Source organism: Sinorhizobium sp. CCBAU 05631, from assembly GCF_002288505.1.
Classification (GTDB): domain Bacteria; phylum Pseudomonadota; class Alphaproteobacteria; order Rhizobiales; family Rhizobiaceae; genus Sinorhizobium; species Sinorhizobium fredii_C.
Genome location: NZ_CP023064.1, coordinates 1,271,811 through 1,292,284, shown reverse-complemented (window position 1 = coordinate 1,292,284; position 20,474 = coordinate 1,271,811). Strand labels below are relative to the sequence as shown.

General features: G+C 64.1%; 21 protein-coding genes and 1 pseudogene. 19 read left to right on the top strand and 3 right to left on the bottom strand.

The genetic code is table 11. The features are described from left to right. Positions 1 to 5: 5 nt before the first annotated feature. On the bottom strand, positions 6 to 530 hold the full coding sequence (locus SS05631_RS25500; protein ID WP_037416056.1) for a DUF6428 family protein: 525 nt from the start codon (positions 528 to 530) through the stop codon (positions 6 to 8). 41 nt (positions 531 to 571) lie between these two features. Between SS05631_RS25500 and SS05631_RS25495 the strand changes: the two genes are divergently transcribed. From SS05631_RS25495 to SS05631_RS25485, 3 genes are read left to right on the top strand one after another with little or no spacing between them, the layout of a single operon-like run. Then, the gene (locus tag SS05631_RS25495; protein WP_037416059.1) at positions 572 to 928 is read left to right on the top strand and encodes a metalloregulator ArsR/SmtB family transcription factor; all 357 of its coding nucleotides are present in this window, start codon (positions 572 to 574) and stop codon (positions 926 to 928) included. Beyond that, complete coding sequence (locus tag SS05631_RS25490) at positions 925 to 1,452, top strand: arsenate reductase ArsC (protein WP_037416063.1); 528 nt, start codon at positions 925 to 927, stop codon at positions 1,450 to 1,452. Before SS05631_RS25495 ends, SS05631_RS25490 begins: the two co-directional genes overlap by 4 nt. Next, positions 1,452 to 2,141, top strand: a complete 690-nt coding sequence (locus SS05631_RS25485; protein ID WP_037416066.1) for an MIP/aquaporin family protein — start codon at positions 1,452 to 1,454, stop codon at positions 2,139 to 2,141. Before SS05631_RS25490 ends, SS05631_RS25485 begins: the two co-directional genes overlap by 1 nt. A 104-nt stretch (positions 2,142 to 2,245) precedes the next feature. On the opposite strand, the gene SS05631_RS25480 is transcribed toward SS05631_RS25485, so the two are convergent. Continuing rightward, on the bottom strand, positions 2,246 to 2,878 hold the full coding sequence (locus SS05631_RS25480; RefSeq protein WP_037416069.1) for an NrsF family protein: 633 nt from the start codon (positions 2,876 to 2,878) through the stop codon (positions 2,246 to 2,248). 1 nt (position 2,879) lies between these two features. Further along, on the bottom strand, positions 2,880 to 3,416 hold the full coding sequence (locus SS05631_RS25475) for a sigma-70 family RNA polymerase sigma factor (protein ID WP_037416072.1): 537 nt from the start codon (positions 3,414 to 3,416) through the stop codon (positions 2,880 to 2,882). A 248-nt stretch (positions 3,417 to 3,664) separates the two neighbouring features. Between SS05631_RS25475 and SS05631_RS25470 the strand changes: the two genes are divergently transcribed. From SS05631_RS25470 to repB, 16 genes and pseudogenes are all read left to right on the top strand, one after another. Further along, positions 3,665 to 3,988: a DUF2282 domain-containing protein gene (locus tag SS05631_RS25470; protein WP_037416075.1), complete on the top strand. Its 324-nt coding sequence runs from the start codon at positions 3,665 to 3,667 to the stop codon at positions 3,986 to 3,988. 32 nt (positions 3,989 to 4,020) lie between these two features. Further along, positions 4,021 to 4,944: pseudogene (locus SS05631_RS25465) on the top strand (DUF692 domain-containing protein). Then, positions 4,931 to 5,722 (top strand): DNA-binding domain-containing protein, encoded by a 792-nt coding sequence (locus SS05631_RS25460; protein ID WP_037416087.1) that lies wholly within the window; start codon positions 4,931 to 4,933, stop codon positions 5,720 to 5,722. Before SS05631_RS25465 ends, SS05631_RS25460 begins: the two are co-directional and overlap by 14 nt. Continuing rightward, a complete protein-coding gene (locus SS05631_RS25455; RefSeq protein ID WP_244412117.1) occupies positions 5,697 to 6,233 on the top strand; it encodes a DoxX family membrane protein in 537 nt (178 codons plus the stop codon). Before SS05631_RS25460 ends, SS05631_RS25455 begins: the two co-directional genes overlap by 26 nt. Positions 6,234 to 6,380: 147 nt before the next feature. Beyond that, the gene (gene urtA, locus SS05631_RS25450; RefSeq protein WP_037416090.1) at positions 6,381 to 7,673 is read left to right on the top strand and encodes an urea ABC transporter substrate-binding protein; all 1,293 of its coding nucleotides are present in this window, start codon (positions 6,381 to 6,383) and stop codon (positions 7,671 to 7,673) included. Between the two features lie 85 nt (positions 7,674 to 7,758). Continuing rightward, a complete protein-coding gene (gene urtB / locus SS05631_RS25445; protein WP_172900197.1) occupies positions 7,759 to 9,375 on the top strand; it encodes an urea ABC transporter permease subunit UrtB in 1,617 nt (538 codons plus the stop codon). Further along, entirely contained in the window at positions 9,372 to 10,535 is a 1,164-nt protein-coding gene (gene urtC, locus SS05631_RS25440) for an urea ABC transporter permease subunit UrtC (protein WP_037416105.1), read from the top strand. Before urtB ends, urtC begins: the two co-directional genes overlap by 4 nt. A 5-nt stretch (positions 10,536 to 10,540) precedes the next feature. Next, positions 10,541 to 11,293 (top strand): urea ABC transporter ATP-binding protein UrtD, encoded by a 753-nt coding sequence (gene urtD / locus SS05631_RS25435; RefSeq protein WP_037416121.1) that lies wholly within the window; start codon positions 10,541 to 10,543, stop codon positions 11,291 to 11,293. Between the two features lie 17 nt (positions 11,294 to 11,310). Further along, positions 11,311 to 12,006: an urea ABC transporter ATP-binding subunit UrtE gene (urtE, locus tag SS05631_RS25430; protein ID WP_037416108.1), complete on the top strand. Its 696-nt coding sequence runs from the start codon at positions 11,311 to 11,313 to the stop codon at positions 12,004 to 12,006. A gap of 236 nt (positions 12,007 to 12,242) precedes the next feature. Further along, entirely contained in the window at positions 12,243 to 12,635 is a 393-nt protein-coding gene (locus SS05631_RS25425; RefSeq protein WP_037416112.1) for a hypothetical protein, read from the top strand. Positions 12,636 to 12,994: 359 nt separating this feature from the next. Next, positions 12,995 to 14,119 carry a sugar ABC transporter substrate-binding protein gene (locus tag SS05631_RS25420; RefSeq protein WP_037416124.1) on the top strand — a complete coding sequence of 375 codons (1,125 nt, stop codon included), beginning with the start codon at positions 12,995 to 12,997 and terminating at the stop codon, positions 14,117 to 14,119. Positions 14,120 to 14,198: 79 nt separating this feature from the next. Then, complete coding sequence (locus tag SS05631_RS25415; RefSeq protein ID WP_037416127.1) at positions 14,199 to 15,743, top strand: sugar ABC transporter ATP-binding protein; 1,545 nt, start codon at positions 14,199 to 14,201, stop codon at positions 15,741 to 15,743. Then, positions 15,740 to 16,720 (top strand): ABC transporter permease, encoded by a 981-nt coding sequence (locus tag SS05631_RS25410; RefSeq protein WP_037416115.1) that lies wholly within the window; start codon positions 15,740 to 15,742, stop codon positions 16,718 to 16,720. The genes SS05631_RS25415 and SS05631_RS25410 overlap by 4 nt, the downstream gene beginning before the upstream one ends. Beyond that, positions 16,717 to 17,709, top strand: coding sequence for an ABC transporter permease (locus tag SS05631_RS25405; RefSeq protein ID WP_037416118.1), 993 nt, complete (start codon positions 16,717 to 16,719; stop codon positions 17,707 to 17,709). The genes SS05631_RS25410 and SS05631_RS25405 overlap by 4 nt, the downstream gene beginning before the upstream one ends. Positions 17,710 to 17,911: 202 nt before the next feature. Beyond that, positions 17,912 to 19,192, top strand: a complete 1,281-nt coding sequence (gene repA, locus SS05631_RS25400; protein WP_095678093.1) for a plasmid partitioning protein RepA — start codon at positions 17,912 to 17,914, stop codon at positions 19,190 to 19,192. Between the two features lie 3 nt (positions 19,193 to 19,195). Next, a complete protein-coding gene (repB, locus tag SS05631_RS25395; protein WP_037416137.1) occupies positions 19,196 to 20,254 on the top strand; it encodes a plasmid partitioning protein RepB in 1,059 nt (352 codons plus the stop codon). The last annotated feature ends 220 nt before the right edge of the window (positions 20,255 to 20,474 follow it).

Sequence of the window (20,474 nt, the reverse complement as noted above, 5' to 3'; positions counted from 1 at the left end):
GCCGATCACGGGCAGCAGGCGCTCGTCGATGTGGCGGGGCCGCAACAGGCAGCCGACGTGCGCTTCTCCTCGGCGAGCCATCGATCCCGCGGCTTGCAGCTCGCCGGCCTGGGAACGAGTTGCACATGCATTGCGTTGTCGCGCAGGCGCGGGAGCGACGCACGATAGAGCTGCATCGGCCGCACGCCGTCGCTGACCTCGAAGGTGAGCTTTGCCGATCCATCAAGCTCCACGTGGTCCGACACCTTGCGGAGGATTGCAGAGAATTTGCCGGCCGGCATATGTGCGCATTCGGCTCCGGCCATATCCCAGAGCTGCACAAAGATTTCGGTCCAGGATTCCGGATTGGCGCCGCAGTCGAGCGCCGCGAACTGTCCCGCCTTGACCTCCGTCACGTGGTATCCGGTTTTGATCGGCCGCCCTTCGTAGTGAAAGACGAGCGGCAGGTCGCTGGCTTCGGCAAGTGTTTCAAGCAGAAGTCCGAGGGAGATTTCGTCACGCGGAATTTCCGAGTTGTCGAGCGTAATCATCTGCGTTATTCCTATTTCAACGATTCAAGGATTATTGAAATATGAATGAACGTCAAGCGCTCGCCTCGTTCGGCGCGCTTTCCCAGGAAACGCGCCTGCAGATCGTCCGCATGTTGGTCATTGCAGGTCCCAACGGCATGCCGGCGGGCGCAATTGCCGAGAAGGTTGAAGTCTCGCCCTCCAATGTTTCGTTCCACCTCAAGGAACTGGAACGGGCGGGGTTGATCACCCAGCAGCGCGAGTCGCGGTCGATCATCTACTCGGCCAATTATGATGCGCTCGGCAGCCTCGTTCGCTTCCTGATGGAAGACTGCTGTGGCGGCCATCCTGAAATCTGCGCACCGGCCGCCGCGATCGCGGCCTGCTGTGCGCCAACCGTAGAGGGGAAATGTCAATGAACGACGATCGGGTCTACAACGTCCTCTTTCTTTGCACCGGCAATTCCGCGCGCTCGATCATGGCGGAAGCCATACTCGAGGCGGAGGGGAAAGGGCGCTTCCGCGCCTTCTCGGCCGGAAGCCAGCCGAAGGGTGAGGTCAACCCCTGGGCGCTGAAGACGCTCGAGGCGCTCGGCTATCGCACCACCGGGTTCTCGTCGAAGAGCTGGGACGCCTTTGGCGGGCCAAGCGCTCCGCAGATGGACTTCATCTTCACCGTCTGCGACGATGCTGCCGGCGAGGCTTGTCCGGTCTGGATCGGCCATCCGGCAACCGCGCATTGGGGCATCCAGGATCCCGCCGCCGTCGAGGGTTCGGATGTGGAGAAGGGCCGCGCCTTTGCGCTTGCAGCGAAATACCTCAAGAACCGTATATCGGTCTTCGCAGCCCTGCCGTTCGCCTCGATCGACAAGCTCGCGCTTGAGACGAAGCTCCACGAAATCGGCCGGCTCGAAGGCTCCACGTCCCGGCCCGAGGCGCGCTGATGTCGTCGTACGATCTCTCCCGCCGCCTCGTCGCGGAAGGACTAGGCACGGCACTGCTTGTCGGAACCGTCGTCGGCTCGGGCATCATGGCCGCGTCGCTGACAGCGGATACGGCGCTCGCCTTGCTCGCAAACACGCTCGCTACCGGCGCAATCCTGGTGGTGCTGATCACCATCCTCGGGCCGATCTCCGGGGCGCATTTCAACCCCGCCGTATCGCTGATCTTTGTACTGTCGCGCTCCCTGCCGCGACGCGATCTCGCCGGTTACGTCTTTGCCCAGGTCACCGGCGGCATCATCGGCACAATCGTTGCGCATCTGATGTTCGATCATCCGATCCTCGAATGGTCGACGAAGATGCGCACCGGGCAAGCGCAATGGCTCGCTGAATGGGTGGCGACTTTCGGCCTCGTCGCGACCATCCTCGCCGGCATCCGCTTCGAGCAGAAATCCGTACCCTGGCTGGTCGGCCTTTATATCACCGCCGCCTATTGGTTCACCGCTTCCACCTCGTTTGCCAACCCAGCCGTGGCAGTCGCCCGATCGCTGACCGACACGTTCTCCGGCATTCGCCCCGCCGATCTTCCCGGCTTTATCGCGGCCGAGTTGATCGGTGCGATTTCCGCGCTCTTGCTGATGACATGGCTGCTGCAGCCAAGTATTGCACGAGCCGGGAAGCGCGCGGCCTGATATGATCAGCGTGGCTCTCCTCTCCTTGAATCCTCATTCTTTGGCGAGCAGAGGGATGAGGGCAGAGGCGTATCCGCTAAACCCGATGTTCGCTTGGGAGGTCATTACCAGCGGGCGATACGGGGCGCCGCGAGCGCGCCGGCGAGCGTGAGCATGGCAATCGCGATGGTATACCATGTCGCCACGAAGAGCGGTGAATCATCCGTGCAATGGGCGGCATAGAAGGTCGCGGCGATGCCGCCGGCCGCAAGCCCGGCCATTGCGCCCGCGAGCATGGGGTGAGACGGAGCGCCATGGCGCAGCGCCAATAGCAGCAGCGCAAGCGGCCCTATCCCGATCAGCGGGATGAAGGTGAGACAGACGAGACTGTTCGTGCCGACGAGCCTGGCGGACCAAGTGCCCAGCGGCGAGACGGCAAGTTCCGCTACAATCCCGGCGGCCAGCAGCATCGGTGCGACGGCGAGGCCGGTTCGGTGCGGCTCTGCATCCGGCCGCGACAGCATTTTAAGGAGACCGAAGGCGCTGGCGGCGAGCGCCACGGTCACCACGAATTTGAAGAGGAAGCGGAAGGTTTCAGCAGCGGCGGCGATGTCCGACCGCGCGCCGAGCACGCCGAAGAAGACGATGGCCGCCAGCGCGACGGCGGCGGCGCCGGCCGCCGACCAGGCACCGGCCATCGATATGCGGCCTCGTCGCGTGTCTGCCGCCAAGGCCCTGATGAGGTCATCTGTTTCCATGTCAATCTCTTCCAAATCGCCTGGCTATCGCGGCAAGGCCACGGTGTAATGCCACGCGAACTGCGGTTTCATTCATCTCGAGGATTCTGGCCGCCTCGGCGATCGTGCGCCCCTCGACCGATATCGCGGTCACCACCGAGCGCTGGCCCGGCGTCAACGTCTCCAGTGCGCGGCCGATCTCCCAATCCCTGGCTGTTTCCGCCTCTTCGGCTGCGAGCCGGCCTTCCACCTCGCTGATGTCGATCCGCGGATGGCGGCCCTGCCTGCGCATCACATCGACAAGCTTGTGCTTGGCGATCGCATAGAGCCATGGCGCCACCGGACCATCGCTTCTCCAGGTGTGGCGCTTCACATGGATCGCCAGCAACGTCTCCTGAACGATGTCTTCCGGATCGAGGCCGGCGAACCCCGTTCGCCGCCGTGCCCAGGCCCGGACAAGACGCGCCGCTTCGTGCAGGAAGTCGCCATAGGCCCGCTCGTCGCCTTCAAGCGCAGTGCGGAAGAGCCGTGCGAGATCTCGGTCGCTTGCGCCGTCCACCCTGCGCTTCCTCCCCATTCGCCGGTTTTCGCCGATTGTTACAGGTCCGCTCGCGATTCTGTCGGCGTTGTGCCGATCACTGTTCTGATTGCGGATCCAGTCAATCCAAAATCCTCGTGAGTCCGGCGTCCATCGCACTCACGAAAGCGTGTAGGCGGCAAATGTAACATATCCCCGTTTTCGGCGAACGAGGCTCTGTGTGGCCCTGGAAACGGAGGCCGCACGGGACCCTCAAATGGAGAGATGTCATGACTTCCAAATCCACGATCAATGTGGCCGTATTGGCAGGTGCCGTGGCAGCCGCGGTGTCGTCGCTTGCGATGGCCGCGCCGCTTTCACAGGAACAGGTCAAGGCGGCGATGGATGCCGGCAAGGAGAAATGCTTCGGCGTCGCGCTCAAGGGGCAGAACGATTGCGCCGCCGGTCCGGGTACGACCTGCCAGGCCACGTCGACGGTCGACTATCAGGGCAATGCCTGGAAATTCGTCGACGGCGGCACCTGCACGACGATGGAACTCCCGGGCGGCAGGAAAGGTTCGCCCGAGCCGCTCACCCGCGACATTCCCTCGTAAGCCGACCAAGCGGCCGGAAGGTGGAGGCGACTATGCCTGTATCGACAATTCCAGCAGATCGCGGTGCGCCGCAGGCTCTCTGCTTTCCGGTGCATACGATCGCCGGGCTGGCCGGGACCAGCTTCAAGCACCAGCACCTGCCGTCCATTCTTCTGGATCGGCAGGGCGGCTTCTTCGAGGTCCACGCGGAAAACTACATGGGGCTGGGCGGGCCGCCGCACGCGGCGCTGTCGCGGATACGCGAGGATTACCCGGTCTCCCTCCATGGCGTCTGCATGTCGATCGGCGGGCCGCAGCCGCTCGACAAGGACCACGTCGGCCGCTTCGCAAGCCTCGTCGAACGCTACGAGCCGTCGCTGGTCTCCTAGCACCTGGCCTGGTCGACACACAGCACGACCTATTACAACGACCTTCTGCCGCTGCCCTATACCGAAGCCACCTTGCAGCGCGTCGCCGAACATATCGACGAGGTGCAGGAGGCGATCCGACGACCGCTGCTCCTGGAGAACCCGTCGACGTACCTGCTGTTCAAGGAATCGACGATGAGCGAGACCACATTCATCCGGGAACTCGTCAAACGCACCGGTTGCGGCCTGCTGCTCGACGTCAACAACGTCTTCGTCTCGGCCACCAACCACGCCTTTTCCGCTCTCGAATATCTCTCGGACTACCCGCTCGAGCATGTCGGCGAGATCCATCTGGCCGGCCATGCGGAGCAGCGCGACGACGAAGGCGACCGGCTGCTGATCGACAGCCATGACGGACCGGTGGCCCATGCCGTTTGGAAGCTTTTCGAAATCGTCATTGGCCGGCGCGGTCCGATCCCGACGCTCGTCGAATGGGACAGCGCCATACCCGACTGGCCGGTTCTCAAAGCCGAAGCGATGGCGGCCCAGGTGATTCTCGATCGCCACGCGGTCGCACTGCCACGGGAAAAGATGCATGCGCGCGCTTAGGGAAAGTTCGGCCGGCGGGCTCGACTATCCGGAGGGTTTCGTGCCCGGACTGCTCGATCCCGGCCGCGCGACGCCCGCGCTTGTCGCCGGCCCGAACGGCAAGGCCGTCGGCAAGCGCTTCGCTGTCTATCGCAACAATGTGACCGTCAGCCTTATCGAATCGCTTGCCGCGGTCTTTCCGGCGACGAAGCGCATCACCGGCGAAACATTCTTTCGAGCGATGGCCCGCTTCCACGTCCGTGAAACCCCGCCGACGTCGCCGCTCCTCTTCGAGTACGGCCGGGATTTCCCCGATTTCATCGAGCGCTACGAACATGCGAGATCCATGCCATGGCTCGCCGACGTCGCACGCATCGAGCGCGCCTGGCTCGATGCCTATCATGCGGCCGACGCGGCAGTGCTCCGCCCGGATGAGCTCGCCGTGGTCCCACCGGAACGGCTCGGCGAACTCGTCTTCGAGCAGCATCCGGCGAGCCACATTCTTCGCTCCGCCTATCCGGCGGTGACGACCTTCTCGGTCAATCGGGCGAGCGGTGCTGTCGGGCGCATCGAAACGACGGCCGCCGAAAGCGCGCTGGTGACAAGGCCGCTGTTCGAGGTCGAGGTTCGCCGCCTCGCGCCGGGCGACGATGTTTTTCTGGGCAGGCTGATGGCCGGCGAGCCGCTTGTGAGCGCCGCCGCGGCGGCGACCATGTGCTGCCCGGACTTCGATTTGGCAGCGGCGATCGCGACGATGCTGGAGGGCGGTGCCTTTGCGGGCATTCGCCAGGGAGGATGAGATGGTCACGTCGGTGCGGAATTTCTTCAAGAGGCACGCGGCCACCGGGAGGGCAGGCTGGTTCGGCCGGGTCGATGGCCTGATCGCCGCCTTGGCGCCGGCATGGCTTGCCCAGCTTCTGCTGCGCCTAGGACTCGCCGTCCCCTTCTGGCGCTCGGGTATCGGCAAGTGGGACGGCTTCCTGCAATTGAACGATGTCGCGCTGCTGCTCTTTACGTCGGAGTTCCGATTGCACCTGCCGGGCGGCCCCTATGGCTTTCCGGCACCGGCGGTGACGGCTTTCGCTGCCGCATCGGCGGAAGTCCTGTTTCCCGTCCTTCTTGTCCTGGGACTGGCGACGCGTCTTGCCGCGCTGGCGCTGCTGGCGATGACGATCGTCATTCAACTGACCGTACCGGACGGATGGCCCATTCATCTGACCTGGGCGGCGCTGGCATTGGCCATCCTCAAGGCCGGGCCGGGCAAGCTGTCGATCGACCGGTGGCTCGATCCGGACTCGGCGAAGGCGTGAGATCCGATCGAACTTCCTTCTTCCCCCATTCGCCTACGTAGAATGTCGTATGTGCAGTGCGGTGGGCCTGGCGGAATATCCATCAAGCAACGGCCAAGGAGAACCAACACTCCGTTGCGGCGACCAGAGCTAGAGGGGTTCAACCAGATGACTTACAGGGCACGCGTCACCGGCGCATTTCTCGCTGCCGTTCTTTCGACGACCGCGTTCAACGGCGCCTTTGCCGCCGACGACACGATCAAGGTCGGCATTCTTCATTCGCTTTCCGGCACCATGGCGATCTCCGAGACGACGCTGAAGGATGCCATGCTGATGCTGATCGACGAGCAGAACAAGAAGGGCGGCCTGCTCGGCAAGAAGCTCGAGGCGGTCGTCGTCGACCCGGCCTCCGACTGGCCGCTCTTTGCCGAAAAGGCGCGTGAACTGATCTCGGTCGACAAGGTCTCGGCCGTCTTCGGCTGCTGGACCTCCGTGTCGCGCAAATCCGTGCTGCCGGTCTTTGAAGAGCTGAACTCGATCCTCTTCTACCCGGTTCAGTACGAGGGCGAGGAAAGCCAGCGCAACGTCTTCTACACCGGTGCGGCCCCGAACCAGCAAGCGATCCCCGCGGTCGACTATCTGATGGAGAACGAGGAGGTCGAGCGCTGGGTGCTTGCCGGCACGGACTACGTCTATCCGCGCACGACGAACAAGATCCTCGAGGCCTACCTCATTTCCAAGGGCGTCAAGCCCGAGGACATCATGATCAACTACACGCCTTTCGGTCACTCCGACTGGCAGACGATCGTCTCCGACATCAAGAAGTTCGGCGCGGCCGGCAAGAAGACCGCCGTCGTCTCGACGATCAACGGCGACGCCAACGTGCCCTTCTACAAGGAACTCGCCAACCAGGGCGTCAAGGCCGAGGACATCCCGGTCGTCGCCTTCTCCGTTGGCGAGGAAGAGCTTGCCGGCCTCGACACAGGCCCGCTTGTCGGCCATCTCGCTGCCTGGAACTATTTCCAGTCGGTCGACAATCCGGCCAATGCCGAATTCATCAAGACCTGGAAGGCCTATACCAAGAACGACAAGCGGGTCACCAACGACCCGATGGAGGCCCATTATATCGGCTTCAACATGTGGCTGAAGGCCGTCGAAAAAGCCGGCACCACCGACACCGACGCGGTGCTCGACGCGATGATTGGCGTCTCGGTGCCGAACCTCTCGGGCGGCTATTCGACGATGATGCCGAACCACCACATCACCAAGCCGGTGCTGATCGGCGAGATCCAGTCGGACGGCCAATTCGAGACAGTCTGGGAAACGCCCGGCCTGGTGGTCGGCGACGAGTGGTCGGATTACCTGCCGGATTCCAAGGATCTGATCTCCGATTGGCGGGCGCCGATGTCCTGCGGCAACTTCAACGTCGCCACGGGCAAGTGCGGCGGCAAGGGTTCGTGATTTCGTGACGCGATAGCTCGAAACTCCCTCCGTCCGAACACCCGTTCGGGCGGAGGATTTGCTGCAGATGCCAAGCGAGGGGCGAATGTACCGCATCCTTCAAACCGTGCTTTTTACCCTGGTTCTCTTCAACGCGCTCCCGACGCTGGGGCTTCGGGCGGAGGAGGGACTGCGCGATATGGTGAACGCGCTCGGCGAGGCGAAACTCTCCGACATGGACGAGCACATCGCAGCCCTCGCAAAGACCGGGGATCCCAATGTCGTGCCCATCCTCGAGGCGCTCGGCGAAGGCAATCTCTACGCCCGCAAGGCCGACGGCCAGGTGTTCCTGACGAAGGAGAGCGGTTCGACGCTGACGCTGACCGACCCGGTCACCGGCGAAAGCGCCGGCGAGGCGCCAAAGGCGGCGCTTTCCAAGGTCAAGGTCAACAACGGCGTGCGCCGCGCCGTGCGAACCGCGCTCGGCAGCCTGACACTCTTGAGTCCCGACCGGACCGCACGCCTCAGGGCCGCGCAATCCGTGCTGCAGTCTCCGAACGCCGATGCGCTCGGTGCCGTCGAGAGCGCGCTCGCCGCCGAGAAGGATGCGGAGGTTCGCGCACTGCTCGAACAGGCGCGCGCCACGACGCTGTTGATGTCCGACCGACCCGTCGCGGAGAAGAAGGAGGCGGTGCGGCTGCTCAGGGAAAAGGGCGGCCGTGAGGCGCTTCCCATTCTCTCATCGGCGCTCGGCGCGGCCGACGAGACGCTGAAGCCTGAAATCGAAGCGGCGCTCGCCAGCATCGAGCAGACACAGGCGCTCTGGGCGGCCGGCCAGAACGTCTGGTACGGCCTGTCGCTCGGCTCTGTGCTGCTGCTCGCGGCGATCGGCCTGGCGATCACCTTCGGCGTCATGGGCATCATCAACATGGCGCATGGCGAGATGGTGATGCTCGGCGCCTACACGACCTTCCTGGTGCAGGAGGTCCTGCGCAATTCCTATCCGGGTCTCTTCGACTGGTCGCTGGCGATCGCCCTGCCGCTCGCCTTCCTGGTCACCGGCGCCGTCGGCCTGGCGATGGAACGCGGCGTCATCCGCTTTCTCTACGGCCGGCCGCTCGAGACGCTGCTTGCCACCTGGGGCATATCGCTGATCCTACAGCAGTCGGTCCGCACGATCTTCGGCCCGACCAATCGCGAGGTCGGCAACCCCTCCTGGATGTCCGGCGCCTTCGAGCTCGGCGGGTTGACGATCACCTGGAACCGCCTCTGGATCATTCTCTTCGCACTCGCCGTCTTTGCCGCGCTGCTCTTCCTCCTGAAGAAGACGCCGATGGGCCTGCAGATGCGGGCGGTGACGCAGAACCGCCGCATGGCCTCCTCCATGGGCATCCGCACGCCCTGGGTGGATGCGCTGACCTTCGCGCTCGGCTCTGGCATTGCCGGCATGGCGGGCGTGGCACTCTCGCAGATCGACAACGTCTCGCCGAATCTCGGCCAGGGCTACATCATCGACAGCTTCATGGTCGTGGTCTTCGGCGGGGTCGGCAATCTCTGGGGCACGCTCGTCGGGGCCTTCTCGCTCGGCATCCTCAACAAGTTCCTGGAGCCCTATGCCGGCGCCGTGCTCGGCAAGATCCTCGTGCTCGTGCTGATCATTCTCTTCATTCAGAAGCGGCCGCGCGGGCTGTTCGCACTCAAGGGCCGGGCGGTGGAAGCATGATCACCTCGTTTCTCATCAAATCGCTGGATCGAACGATCGTCGTCGCCGTGGCACTCCTGCTCGCGCTCGCGGCGCTCGTGCCGGCGCTCAACCTCCTGACTGCGCCGGACCATCCATTGCACGTGCCGACCTATCTGGTCTCGCTGTTCGGCAAGTACCTGACCTATGCGCTGCTCGCCCTGGCGCTCGATCTCGTCTGGGGCTTCTGTGGCATTCTTTCGCTCGGGCATGCCGCCTTCTTCGCGCTCGGCGGCTATGCGATCGGCATGTATCTGATGCGCCAGATCGGTGCGCGCGGCTCCTACGGCAACCCGCTGCTTCCGGATTTCATGGTGTTTCTCAACTGGAAGGAACTGCCCTGGTTCTGGCACGGCTTCGACATGTTCTGGTTCGCGGCCCTGATGGTCGTCCTCGTGCCGGGGCTGCTGGCCTTCGTCTTCGGTTGGTTCGCCTTCCGCTCGCGCGTCAACGGCGTCTATCTGTCGATCATCACTCAGGCGATGACCTATGCGCTGCTGCTCGCCTTCTTCCGCAACGACATGGGCTTCGGCGGCAATAACGGGCTGACCGATTTCAAGGACATACTCGGCTTCAACATCCAGGCGGACGGTACGCGGGCCGCGCTCTTTGCGGCCTCGGCACTGGCGCTCGCCCTCTCGCTGGTCGTGACCTCGGGTATCGTGCGCTCGAAATTTGGCAAGGTGCTGGTGGCGCTGCGCGATGCCGAAAGCCGCACCCGCTTCCTTGGCTACCGGGTCGAGCACATGAAGCTTTTCGCCTTCACCGTCTCGGCGATGATGGCGGGTGTCGCCGGCGCCCTCTACGTGCCGCAGGTTGGCATCATCAATCCGGGCGAGTTCGAGCCGGGCAACTCGATCGAGGTGGTCATCTGGACGGCGGTCGGCGGCCGCGGCACGCTCATCGGGCCAATCATCGGCGCCATCCTCGTCAACGGCGGCAAGAGTATCTTCACCGCCGCCTTCCCGGAATTCTGGCTCTTTGCGCTCGGCGGGCTCTTCGTCCTCGTCACGCTGTTCCTGCCGAAGGGCGTCGTCGGCACGGCCCAGCACTATCTAGCCCGGCGCCGCGCCTATCGTGCCGCCAGCCGATCCGAGAACGGGACCGGCTTGCCCGACGCCGAACCGATGGCCGCGGAGTGATCGCCATGACCGAGAAGAAACCGAAAAGCCTGCTCTATCTCGACGGCGTCTCCGTCTCCTTCGACGGCTTCAAGGCGCTGAATTCGCTCTCCTTCATCATCGAGCCGGGGGAACTGCGTGCCATCATCGGGCCCAACGGCGCCGGCAAGACGACGATGATGGACATCATTACCGGCAAGACGCGGCCCAACGAGGGCGAGGTGTTCTTCAAGGGCGACATCGATCTCACCAGAAGGGATGAGGCGGAGATCGCCCAGCTCGGCATCGGCCGGAAGTTCCAGAAGCCGACAGTCTTCGAGAGCCACACGGTCTGGGATAATCTCGAACTGGCGCTCAACCGCAGCCGCGGCGTCTTCGCGACGCTGTTCTACCGGCTGACGCGCGAGGACAAGGCGCGCATCGAGGAGATTCTTGAGACGGTGCGGCTGACGGCGCGCCGCGACGATCTCGCCGCCAACTTGTCGCACGGCCAGAAGCAATGGTTGGAAATCGGCATGCTGCTCGCCCAGGAGCCGGAATTGCTGCTCGTCGACGAGCCGGTCGCCGGCATGACGGATGCGGAGACCGCGGAAACGGCGATCCTCCTTAAGGAGATTGCCAAGACCCGCTCGGTCGTCGTCGTCGAGCACGACATGGGTTTCATCCGCGAGCTCGGCGTCAAGGTCACCTGTCTCGCCGAAGGTTCGGTGCTGGCGGAAGGCTCGATCGATTTCGTCAGCAACGATCCGAAGGTGATCGAGAACTATCTCGGCCGGTAGCGCGTGAGGGGCAAACCATGTTGAGCGTCGACAACGTCAATCTGCACTACGGCGCTGCCCAGGCGCTTCGCAATATCTCGTTCAAGGCCGAGATGGGCAAGATCACCTGCGTGCTCGGCCGCAATGGCGTCGGCAAGTCCACCCTCTTGCGGGCAATTACCGGCCAGCATCCCGTGAGTTCCGGGGCAATCGCCTTCAACGGCACGGCGCTCGATGGACTGGCGCCGTTCCGGCGGGCGAAGCAGGGGATCGGCTACGTGCCGCAGGGCCGCGAGATCTTTCCGCTGCTGACGGTTAAGGAGAATCTCGAGACAGGCTATGCGCCGCTGAAGCGGGCCGAGCGCTCGATCCCGGAAGACATCTTCAGCCTCTTTCCGGTTCTGCAGACCATGCTCGGCCGGCGCGGCGGCGATCTTTCCGGCGGCCAGCAGCAACAGCTCGCCATCGCCCGGGCGCTTGTCACCCGACCCAAGATCCTCGTGCTCGACGAGCCGACCGAGGGCATCCAGCCGTCGATCATCAAGGACATCGGCCGGGCGATCCGTTATCTGAGGGATTCGACCGGCATGGCCATCCTGCTCGTCGAGCAGTATCTCGATTTCTGCCGCGAGCTTGCGGACCAGGTCTACATCATGGATCGCGGCGCATTCGTTCATGAGGGGCCGGCGGAGACGCTGGACACGCCGGAAGCGCGTCGGCATCTGACGGTTTAGCTGTTTTCCACAGGCGCAAATTCCCCCCGGCAAATCAGCAACTTGAGTCTGCGTTGACGATATCGAGTGTTGGGATTGCGTCAGAAATCCCACCATTTTAATCGATTGTGTTTGCGCGCTCCTGTGCTTTGAACCATACTGCCGCCGCACGCTTTATGAAGGAGCATCACAAACCGTTACCGCTGACAGAATTGGCCATTTCGCGTTTCCGGCCTAACCACTCGGAGGAGACCCTAATGACGAATTTCCTGCCCGCCCTTTACGAAGGGCATGCCCCAATCACGCTGCAGACCCTCTTCAGGGATGCGCTCGAAGCCTATGACGATTGGGACGAAGACATGCCCGAACCGATCGTTGCCTTTGAAGGCAAGGTGGTGCCGATCAGCGCCGTATTCGATTGGATGAAACCCTGCACCGACATCATGCCCGCCAACATGCTGGGCATCGTCACCGACCGGCTGACGAAGCCCTGGAGCGGTTCGGGCCCGCTCGACGAGATGACCATCTCGACCGCCGCCCGCGTCATGTCCGTCCTCGTCAAGCGACGCGTCAGACGCTTCGGCCGCGGCTCGATCGAGGCCTTCGCCGACCGTTTCAACCAGCCCCTGCGCCCCAGCCAACAGGGTTGAACCGACACCTTCGAAGCGGCGTTGCCGACGGCAGCGCTGTTTCGCAGGCAGCCCCTCCGGCCTTGTCGAAGCCGCCGCTTTACACAGGATATTGGTAACGCTACCATTTCGTTCGGACGCCTCGGGAGGAGCCTGTCTGGCGTCACTGGACTCGCGTATCGACAAGTCGTGCCGGATCGGCCTCTGAAGCACTTGGGATCGGGTGACCGAAACCGGAAGTGAGCTTCGTTGTGTTCTGGAGCAATTTCGACTGCGTTCAACGGTCACTGCTCCAGGCCGCAGACATGTCTGCGGCGAACATCGATGGCGGCGCCCGCTCGCTCGATGCCCAGTCCCGCCTGTTAATGGGAGGGAATTCGATGACCACATCATTTGTCAGCGGCATTCTCACGGCCGCTGCATTCGCACTTCTATCGACCACCGCCGCCGCAGAACCTGAAATCGTCAGCGGTCCCGCGGCCGAACCGGATTGCTTCGTGCCGTGGACGGCCGAAACCAAATTCTTCAAGTTCCCTAAGAAGGACGGTCCCTATCGTATCGCGCTCGCCAACGGCTTCATTGCCAACACCTGGCGCATCCAGATGATCCAGACGGCCAAGGCCTATGCCGCGCAGCCGGATGTCGCGGCGAAGCTCAAGGAGTTCAAGGTCGTCTCGACCGGCGAGGACGTGCCGGCGCAGATCTCGGCGATCAACAACTTTATCGATTCCGGCTATGACGCGATCATCGTCAACGCCCAGAACCCGACTGCCTTCGGCCCGGTCATCAAGCGCGCCAAGGAAGCCGGCATCGTCCTCGTCGCCTTCGACAACATTCTCGATACCGAGGATGCGATCAACGTCAATGTCGACCAGAAGGGTCTTGGCGTGCTCTGGGCCAATTGGCTCGCCAAGCATCTTCCGGAGGGCGGCAAGATCCTCGAGGTGCGTGGCGTCGCCGGCACGTCCGTCGACACCGACCGCCACAACGGCATTCATGAAACCTTCGCGGCGACCGGCAAGAAATGGGACGTCGTCGAGGTGATCGGCAAGTGGGACGACCCGACCGCCCAGAAGGCCACGGCGGATGCGATCGCCGTGCACAAGAAATTCGACGGGATCACCGCGCAGGGCGGCGATACCGGCGTCGTGCAGGCGATGATCGATGCCGGGCATCCCTTCGTGCCCTTCGGCGGCGAGACGGAGAACGGCTTCCGCAAGTTCTGCGCCAAGCATGCCGGCGAGGGCCTGAAATGCTCGTCGGCGGGCACCGGTCCGGCGCAGGTCGCGGTCGCCATCAAGACGGCGATCGCAGCGCTCGAGGGCCAAGTGGTGCCGCAATCGATCAAGCTGCCGCTGGCGATCGTCGAGGATCCGAACTTCAAGGAAGGTCAGGACTTCTATCCCGACCAGTCGGATAACTTCTTCGTCGGCAATGCTTTCCCCACCTGCGGCATCAACTTCACGGCCCAGGAGATCATGGGTCAGACCAAGGAGAACCAGTAGGTTCTTCCTCAAGCACTGAAAATGTCGCGCGCCTCGCGTGCGCGGCATGCCCGTGACGAACCCTGATCCGAGGCGCCTCATGACCGCAGCCGAGACACCGCCGCCGCTCTTCCAGATGGAAGGTGTATCGAAGCGCTATGGCGGTGTCCGCGCATTGGAGAAGGCCCGGCTCGAAGTGGTGCCGGGCCGAATTCATGCGATCCTCGGCGAGAACGGCGCCGGCAAGTCGACGCTGATCAAGATCATGGCCGGCGTGGTCGCGCCGGACGAAGGACGTCTCCTGCTCGACGGCCGCGAGGTTGCCTTTCGATCACCGGCCGAGGCCGCGGCGGCAGGCATTGCCTGCGTCTTTCAGGAACTGTCGCTGATCCCGGACCTGAGCGTCGCCGACAATATCGCCCTTGCCAATCCGCCCCGCCGTTTCGGCATGATCGACCGGCGCGCCCAGCGGACGCTCGCCGAGGAAGCGCTCGCCCGGGCCGGAGCTGAGGATATCCACCCGCGCGCCGCCGTGAGGGATTTGCCTCTGTCGCGCCGGCAGATGGTCGAGATCGCCAAGGCGCTCGCCTCGAAGCCGCGCGCGCTGATCCTCGACGAGGCGACCTCGGCGCTGACTGCCGGCGACGTCGCCAAGGTCTTTGCGGTGCTGAAACGGCTGCGGGAAGATGGTCTGGCGCTGCTCTACATCTCGCATCGCATGCATGAGATCGCCGAACTCGCCGATACCTGCACGGTTTTTCGCAATGGTCGCAATGTCGCGAGCTTTGCCGCCGGCAGCCGCAGCAATAGCGAGATCGTCGAGATGATGATCGGCCGCGAATACAGCAACGTCTTTCCGCCGCGCCACGCGGTAGCGAGGCCGGCGAGAGCGCCCGTGCTCGAATGCCGCGATCTCGGCTGGAGCGATCGGCTGCGCGAAATCTCCTTTTCGGTGGGCGAGGGAGAGGTCGTGGGCCTCGGCGGTCTCGAGGGCCAGGGTCAGCGGCTGCTTCTCCTGGCGCTCTTCGGCGTATTGCGCGGCACGACCGGCTCGGTGCTCGTCGACGGATCGCCGGTTTCGATTAGCGGGCCGGCAGCGGCGCGAAAAGCGCCGCTCTCCATGGCGCTCATCCCGGAGGACCGCAAGACCGAAGGCTTGATGCTGCCGATGACGGTCCGGGAAAATCTCTCCTTCGCCGCCCTCGACCGGGTCTCGCGCGGCGGAGTCATCGACCGGACGAAGGAGGAGCAGTCGATCGACGACATGGTGCGGCTGCTGGAAATCAAGACCGCCGGCCTCGACGTGCCCGTCGGCACGCTTTCGGGCGGTAACCAGCAAAAGGTGGTCATCGCCAAATGGCTGATGCGCAAACCGCGGATCATATTGCTCAACGATCCGACGCGCGGCATCGATGTCGGCACCAAGCAGGAGCTTTACCAATTGCTGCGGCGGCTGGCGGAGGCCGGTGCGGCGATTGTCTTCTATTCGACCGACTATGACGAGTTGATCGGCTGCTGCGACCGGGTCCTGGTCCTCTTTGACGGTCGCATCGTCCGCGAACTTCAGGGCGGCGCGATCAGCGAGCGGGCATTGATCGCCAGCGCCCTCAACGTCGAGACAGGGCAGGAGGGAACGGCCGCATGAGCGAATGGCGCTACTGGCTGAACGAACAGCGCGGCACGCTGACGGGGCTGGCAATCTTCCTGGTGATGTTCGCCGTCTATGTCGCCAACCATCCGGCCGGCTTCACCGCCAATGTCGTGCACACGGCCGCCAACAAGGGCGTGCTGCTCGCCTTCGTCGCCATGGCCCAGGCGCTGGTGGTGATCACCGCCGGGATCGACCTTTCGGTCGGCATGATCCTGGTGCTCACCAATTGTCTGGCCTCCTGGATCGTCGTCGGCGGCGCCGTGCCGACGAGCCTTGGCGTGGTCGCCGTGCTGGCGACCGGAACGCTCTGCGGCGCGATCAACGGCCTGCTGGTGATCTACGGCCGCCTGCAGCCGATCGTCGCGACCATCGCGACAGGTGCCGTCTATTTCGGCCTGGCGTTGTTACTCCGGCCCTTTCCCGGCGGCTCCGTCAACGAGGATCTCGCCGACGCGCTGACCGGCCGCCTCTTCGGCGTCGTTCCGTCGAGCCTCGTGGCGCTAGCCGCCGTCGTCCTGCTCGTCTGGCTGCCGTTTCGACGATCGGTCGCCGGGCGGGCCGCCTATGCGGCGGGTTCTTCCGAGCCGGCCGCCTTCATGTCTGGTGTGCCGATCCGGCGCGGCAAGTTCGCGGCCTACCTGCTGGGAGGGCTGCTCGCCGGAATGGGCGGATTGTTTCTCACCTTCTTCACCTATACCGGCGAGGCGGCCTATGCGAGCGGCAGCGCCTATACGCTCTGGTCGATTGCCGCCGTCGTGCTCGGCGGCGTGTCGCTCTATGGCGGCCGCGGCAGCGCCGTCGGGGCGATCTTCGGCGCCTTTGCCGCGCGCACCACCGGCGACATGCTGTTTGCCTTCGATGTCGAGCCGCTCTGGCAGCCGCTCCTCCAGGGCATCGTGCTGATGATCGCCGTCAGCCTCGGGTCGCTGGCGCTGCTGCGCGTGCGAAACCGTCTGGACTGGTTCCAATGAGCGAGACGTCCGAAAGCCGCTTGTCCGTCAGGGCACGCCTGCCGGGCTTCCTCCGCCGCGCAGATCCGGCCGTCGTCACCGCTTTCAGCTGCATTCTGCTGCTTCTTCTTATCGGCAGCCTCTATTCAAGCAATTTCCTCTCGCCCGATTACCTGCTGCAGCAGCTCAAGGTCGCGTCTTTCCTCGGCGTGGTGGCCGCCGGAATGATGGTCGTCATCCTGCTCGGCCATATTGACCTTTCGGTGCCCTGGGTGATGACGATGGGCGCGATGATGGCCTGCGCCGCGGCCGGATTCGGATCTGCAGGCGCCTTTATCGCCATCCCGGTGGGGGTCCTCTCCGGCATGGCCTTCGGCCTCCTGAACGGCATCGGCGTCGCCTTTCTGCGTATTCCTTCGATGATCGTGACGCTCGCCTCGAATGTCGTGGCTCAGGGGCTGATGGTCGTCTATACCGGCGGCTTCTCGCCGCAGGATTCGGCCCCGCATGCCATCCGCTGGCTTGCCACAGGCGCCCTCGTGCCGGGCGTTCCGAACGCCATCCTCGTCTGGATCGCCGTCAGTGCGGCGATGGTGTTCCTGCTCACCCGCACGGCCTTTGGCCGCGCCGTCTACGGCATCGGCAACAGCGAGCGCGCCGCCTTCCTCTCCGGCGTCGGCACGCGTCGCGTCGTGATGATCGCCTTCGTCGTCTCCGGTGGCTTGAGCGCCTACGGCGGCGTGCTGCTTGCAGGCTATGCCTCGAAGGCGGCGCAGGCGATGGGCGACGCCTATCTGCTGCCGTCGATCGCCGCAGTCGTGCTCGGCGGCACCTCGATTCTCGGCGGCCGCGGCTCCTATTTCGGCACGGTCGCCGGCGTCATCCTGATCACGCTGCTGCAATCCATCCTCTCGGTCATGCAGATGCCGGAAGCGGGCCGCCAGATCGTCTACGGCATCGTCATCATCGTCATGCTGTTGCTTTACGGCCGCGCGCCTCCGAGCCGCTGAGGGCGGGAGAAATGGCTTGACGCGAATCAGCAGATGAATCATTCCTGTAACGGAATAGATCGCATATTCCATATTTCAGCGTAGTTCAGCGATTGCTCTGTTAGGGAGTGCGGCGGGCGCATCTGTGCGGCCGGCGAACGGATGGCCGTTGCCATTTTTTCGTCCGCCGCGGGATGGTGAATAAGCACGAGGGGTTGTCACGATGGACATGACAGGATCGGCCGTGGACGCCGCAAGCGCAGTGGGCAAGGCGGCGGCCGCCGGCACCGGATCTCGCAGGCCGGCGGACGAGGCGATCGCGGCTGATGCGCGGGCGCTTTCCGAGCAGCTGAAGGCGATGCGCGACCGGCTGTTCGCGCCGACAGCGATGAAGACGCTCCGGAGCTTCACCTCCGGCGAGGCCGCCAAGCTGATCGGCGTCTCCGACGGCTATCTCCGGCAATTGTCGCTTGCCGGCGAGGGGCCGCAGCCCGATACCGGAATCGGCGGACGGCGCTCCTATTCGCTTGCCGACATCAATGCGCTGCGCCGCCACCTCGCCGAACAGGCGCTCGCCAAGGGCAATGCCGCCAAGGCGCGTGCCTATGTGAACTGGCGCGACGAAACGCGCGGCGAGCATCTGCAGGTCATCTCCGTCACCAATTTCAAGGGCGGCTCCGGCAAGACGACCTCGTCCGTCCATCTGGCGCAATATCTGGCCTTGACTGGCCATCGGGTGCTGGCGGTGGATCTCGACCCGCAGGCCTCGCTTTCGGCGCTGTTCGGCTATCAGCCGGAGCTCGATCTCACCGGCAACGACACCCTCTATGGCTCGATCCGCTATGACGCCGAGGCGCGGCCGCTGAAAGAGATCATCCGCAAGACCTATTTCGACGGCCTCGACCTGGTGCCGGGCAATCTCGAACTACAGGAATTTGAGCACACGACGCCGCAGGCGTTGAGTGCGCGGCAGAACGGCGCCGATGCCGGGCCGCTGTTCTTCGCTCGCGTGCAGGCGGCACTCGCCAGCGTCGCCGATGACTACGACGTCGTCGTCATCGACTGCCCGCCGCAGCTCGGCTATCTGACGCTCTCGGCGCTCTGCGCCTCGACCTCGGTCATCGTCACCGTGCATCCGCAGATGCTCGACGTCGCCTCGATGAACCAGTTCCTCTACATGACCTCCGATCTCTTGAGCGTCGTGCGCGAGGCGGGCGGGGAGCTCAATTTCGACTTCCTGCGCTATCTCGTCACCCGCTTCGAGCCAAATGACGGGCCGCAGGCACAGATCGTCGGCTTTATGCGCTCGCTCTTCGGTGACCGGGTGCTGACCTCGGCGATGGTGAAGTCGACGGCGATCTCGGATGCGGGATTGACCAAGCAGACGCTCTACGAGGTCGGCCGCGAGAACTTCACCCGCGCCACCTATGACCGGGCGATCGAGTCGCTGAACGCCGTCAACGGCGAGATCGAGGCTCTCATTCACGCGGCCTGGGGGCGCTAAGTCATGGCTGGCAACAACCGGAAGAACGAATTGCGGGCGCTGTTCATGGGCGGTGCGCCCGCTGCCGCTCCGCAGCCCCCGACCGACCAGCCGCCGGCCGGGCCGAGTGAGTTGACACCTGTCAACACCCAGCCCGCCGCCCCGCGCGCCGCGTCCGGCGCCGTCAAGGCCATGGGCCTTTCGCTCGGCAGCATCACCCGCGAGGCGGAAGAGGCGCGGGTGCTCCGCGAGGCCCTGACCCAGGGCGAGCGCGTCGTCGCGCTCGATCCGGCGCTTGTCGAGGCCTCCTTCATCGAGGACCGGATGACTGACGGCGAGGTCGACGACCCGGATTTCCTCGCGCTCGTCGAAAGCATTCGCGAGAACGGCCAGCAATCGCCGATCCTCGTGCGCCCGCATCCGGAAAAGCAGGGCTACTACCAGACCGCCTACGGCCACCGCCGCCTGAAGGCCGTGCGCCGGCTCGAACTGCAGGTGAGGGCGATCGTCCGGCCGCTGACGGATGACGAGCTGGTGCTGGCCCAAGGCAAGGAGAATGCCGAGCGACGCAACCTCTCCTTCATCGAGCGGGCGCTTTTTGCCGCCGCACTTGCCGCCCGCGGCTTCGACCGCAAGGTGATCGGCGACGCGCTTGCCGTGCAGAAAAGCGAATTGTCGCGCCTGCTGCAAGTCGCCGACAGCGTGCCCCACGCACTCGCCCGTGCCATCGGCCCGGCGCCGAAGGCCGGTCGCGAGCGCTGGATGGCGATCGGCACCTTGCTGGAAAACAACGAGGCGAGGGAGCTGGCAGAAGAGGAGATAGGCGCGCCGCGCTTCCGTAGCGCCGATACGGACCAGCGCTTCCAATTCCTCTTCAACCGCCTGTCTCAGAGCGACAAGCCGGAACCGGAAAAGCCGGAGGAACTGAAGGACGAGGCGGGTCGGGTCTTCGCGCGGCTGAGGCTCGACGGGAAAGCGCCGAAGATCGAGTTTCTTCCAGGCACCCACCCGGCTTTCCTCAAGGAGGCAGTGTCGATGCTGGCGAAATGGCATGCGACATTCGTGAAGAACCAGAAGCCGTAGTCCTTGTTTCGGCGCGCGGCCGCAGAACCTCCCCAGGAGGTGCCACAGGGGCCACAGGGGAGAGGTGCTAGCCGGGCTGCACCTTCTTTGGCGTCTTCACCGTCACACCAGCTTCAAGGTGCAAGCGACCGGTGCTGCAAGTGCAAAGTCTCTCTCTCTCTCTCTCTCTCTCTCTCTCTCTCTCTCTCTCTCTCTCTCTCTCTCTCTCTCTCTCTCTCTC

What these genes read in the sequence shown, in the direction of transcription:
- urtB (WP_172900197.1), top strand. Translation starts at nt 7,759, where the DNA reads ATGTACCGCATCCTTCAAACCGTGCTTTTTACCCTGGTTCTCTTCAAC.
- SS05631_RS25405 (WP_037416118.1), top strand. Translation starts at nt 16,717, where the DNA reads ATGAGCGAGACGTCCGAAAGCCGCTTGTCCGTCAGGGCACGCCTGCCG.
- SS05631_RS25470 (WP_037416075.1), top strand. Translation starts at nt 3,665, where the DNA reads ATGACTTCCAAATCCACGATCAATGTGGCCGTATTGGCAGGTGCCGTG.
- SS05631_RS25460 (WP_037416087.1), top strand. Translation starts at nt 4,931, where the DNA reads ATGCGCGCGCTTAGGGAAAGTTCGGCCGGCGGGCTCGACTATCCGGAG.
- SS05631_RS25500 (WP_037416056.1), bottom strand. Translation starts at nt 530, where the DNA reads ATGATTACGCTCGACAACTCGGAAATTCCGCGTGACGAAATCTCCCTC.
- urtC (WP_037416105.1), top strand. Translation starts at nt 9,372, where the DNA reads ATGATCACCTCGTTTCTCATCAAATCGCTGGATCGAACGATCGTCGTC.
- SS05631_RS25490 (WP_037416063.1), top strand. Translation starts at nt 925, where the DNA reads ATGAACGACGATCGGGTCTACAACGTCCTCTTTCTTTGCACCGGCAAT.
- urtE (WP_037416108.1), top strand. Translation starts at nt 11,311, where the DNA reads ATGTTGAGCGTCGACAACGTCAATCTGCACTACGGCGCTGCCCAGGCG.
- urtD (WP_037416121.1), top strand. Translation starts at nt 10,541, where the DNA reads ATGACCGAGAAGAAACCGAAAAGCCTGCTCTATCTCGACGGCGTCTCC.
- SS05631_RS25410 (WP_037416115.1), top strand. Translation starts at nt 15,740, where the DNA reads ATGAGCGAATGGCGCTACTGGCTGAACGAACAGCGCGGCACGCTGACG.
- SS05631_RS25480 (WP_037416069.1), bottom strand. Translation starts at nt 2,878, where the DNA reads ATGGAAACAGATGACCTCATCAGGGCCTTGGCGGCAGACACGCGACGA.
- urtA (WP_037416090.1), top strand. Translation starts at nt 6,381, where the DNA reads ATGACTTACAGGGCACGCGTCACCGGCGCATTTCTCGCTGCCGTTCTT.
- SS05631_RS25415 (WP_037416127.1), top strand. Translation starts at nt 14,199, where the DNA reads ATGACCGCAGCCGAGACACCGCCGCCGCTCTTCCAGATGGAAGGTGTA.
- SS05631_RS25495 (WP_037416059.1), top strand. Translation starts at nt 572, where the DNA reads ATGAATGAACGTCAAGCGCTCGCCTCGTTCGGCGCGCTTTCCCAGGAA.
- SS05631_RS25420 (WP_037416124.1), top strand. Translation starts at nt 12,995, where the DNA reads ATGACCACATCATTTGTCAGCGGCATTCTCACGGCCGCTGCATTCGCA.
- SS05631_RS25425 (WP_037416112.1), top strand. Translation starts at nt 12,243, where the DNA reads ATGACGAATTTCCTGCCCGCCCTTTACGAAGGGCATGCCCCAATCACG.
- SS05631_RS25485 (WP_037416066.1), top strand. Translation starts at nt 1,452, where the DNA reads ATGTCGTCGTACGATCTCTCCCGCCGCCTCGTCGCGGAAGGACTAGGC.
- repA (WP_095678093.1), top strand. Translation starts at nt 17,912, where the DNA reads ATGGACATGACAGGATCGGCCGTGGACGCCGCAAGCGCAGTGGGCAAG.
- repB (WP_037416137.1), top strand. Translation starts at nt 19,196, where the DNA reads ATGGCTGGCAACAACCGGAAGAACGAATTGCGGGCGCTGTTCATGGGC.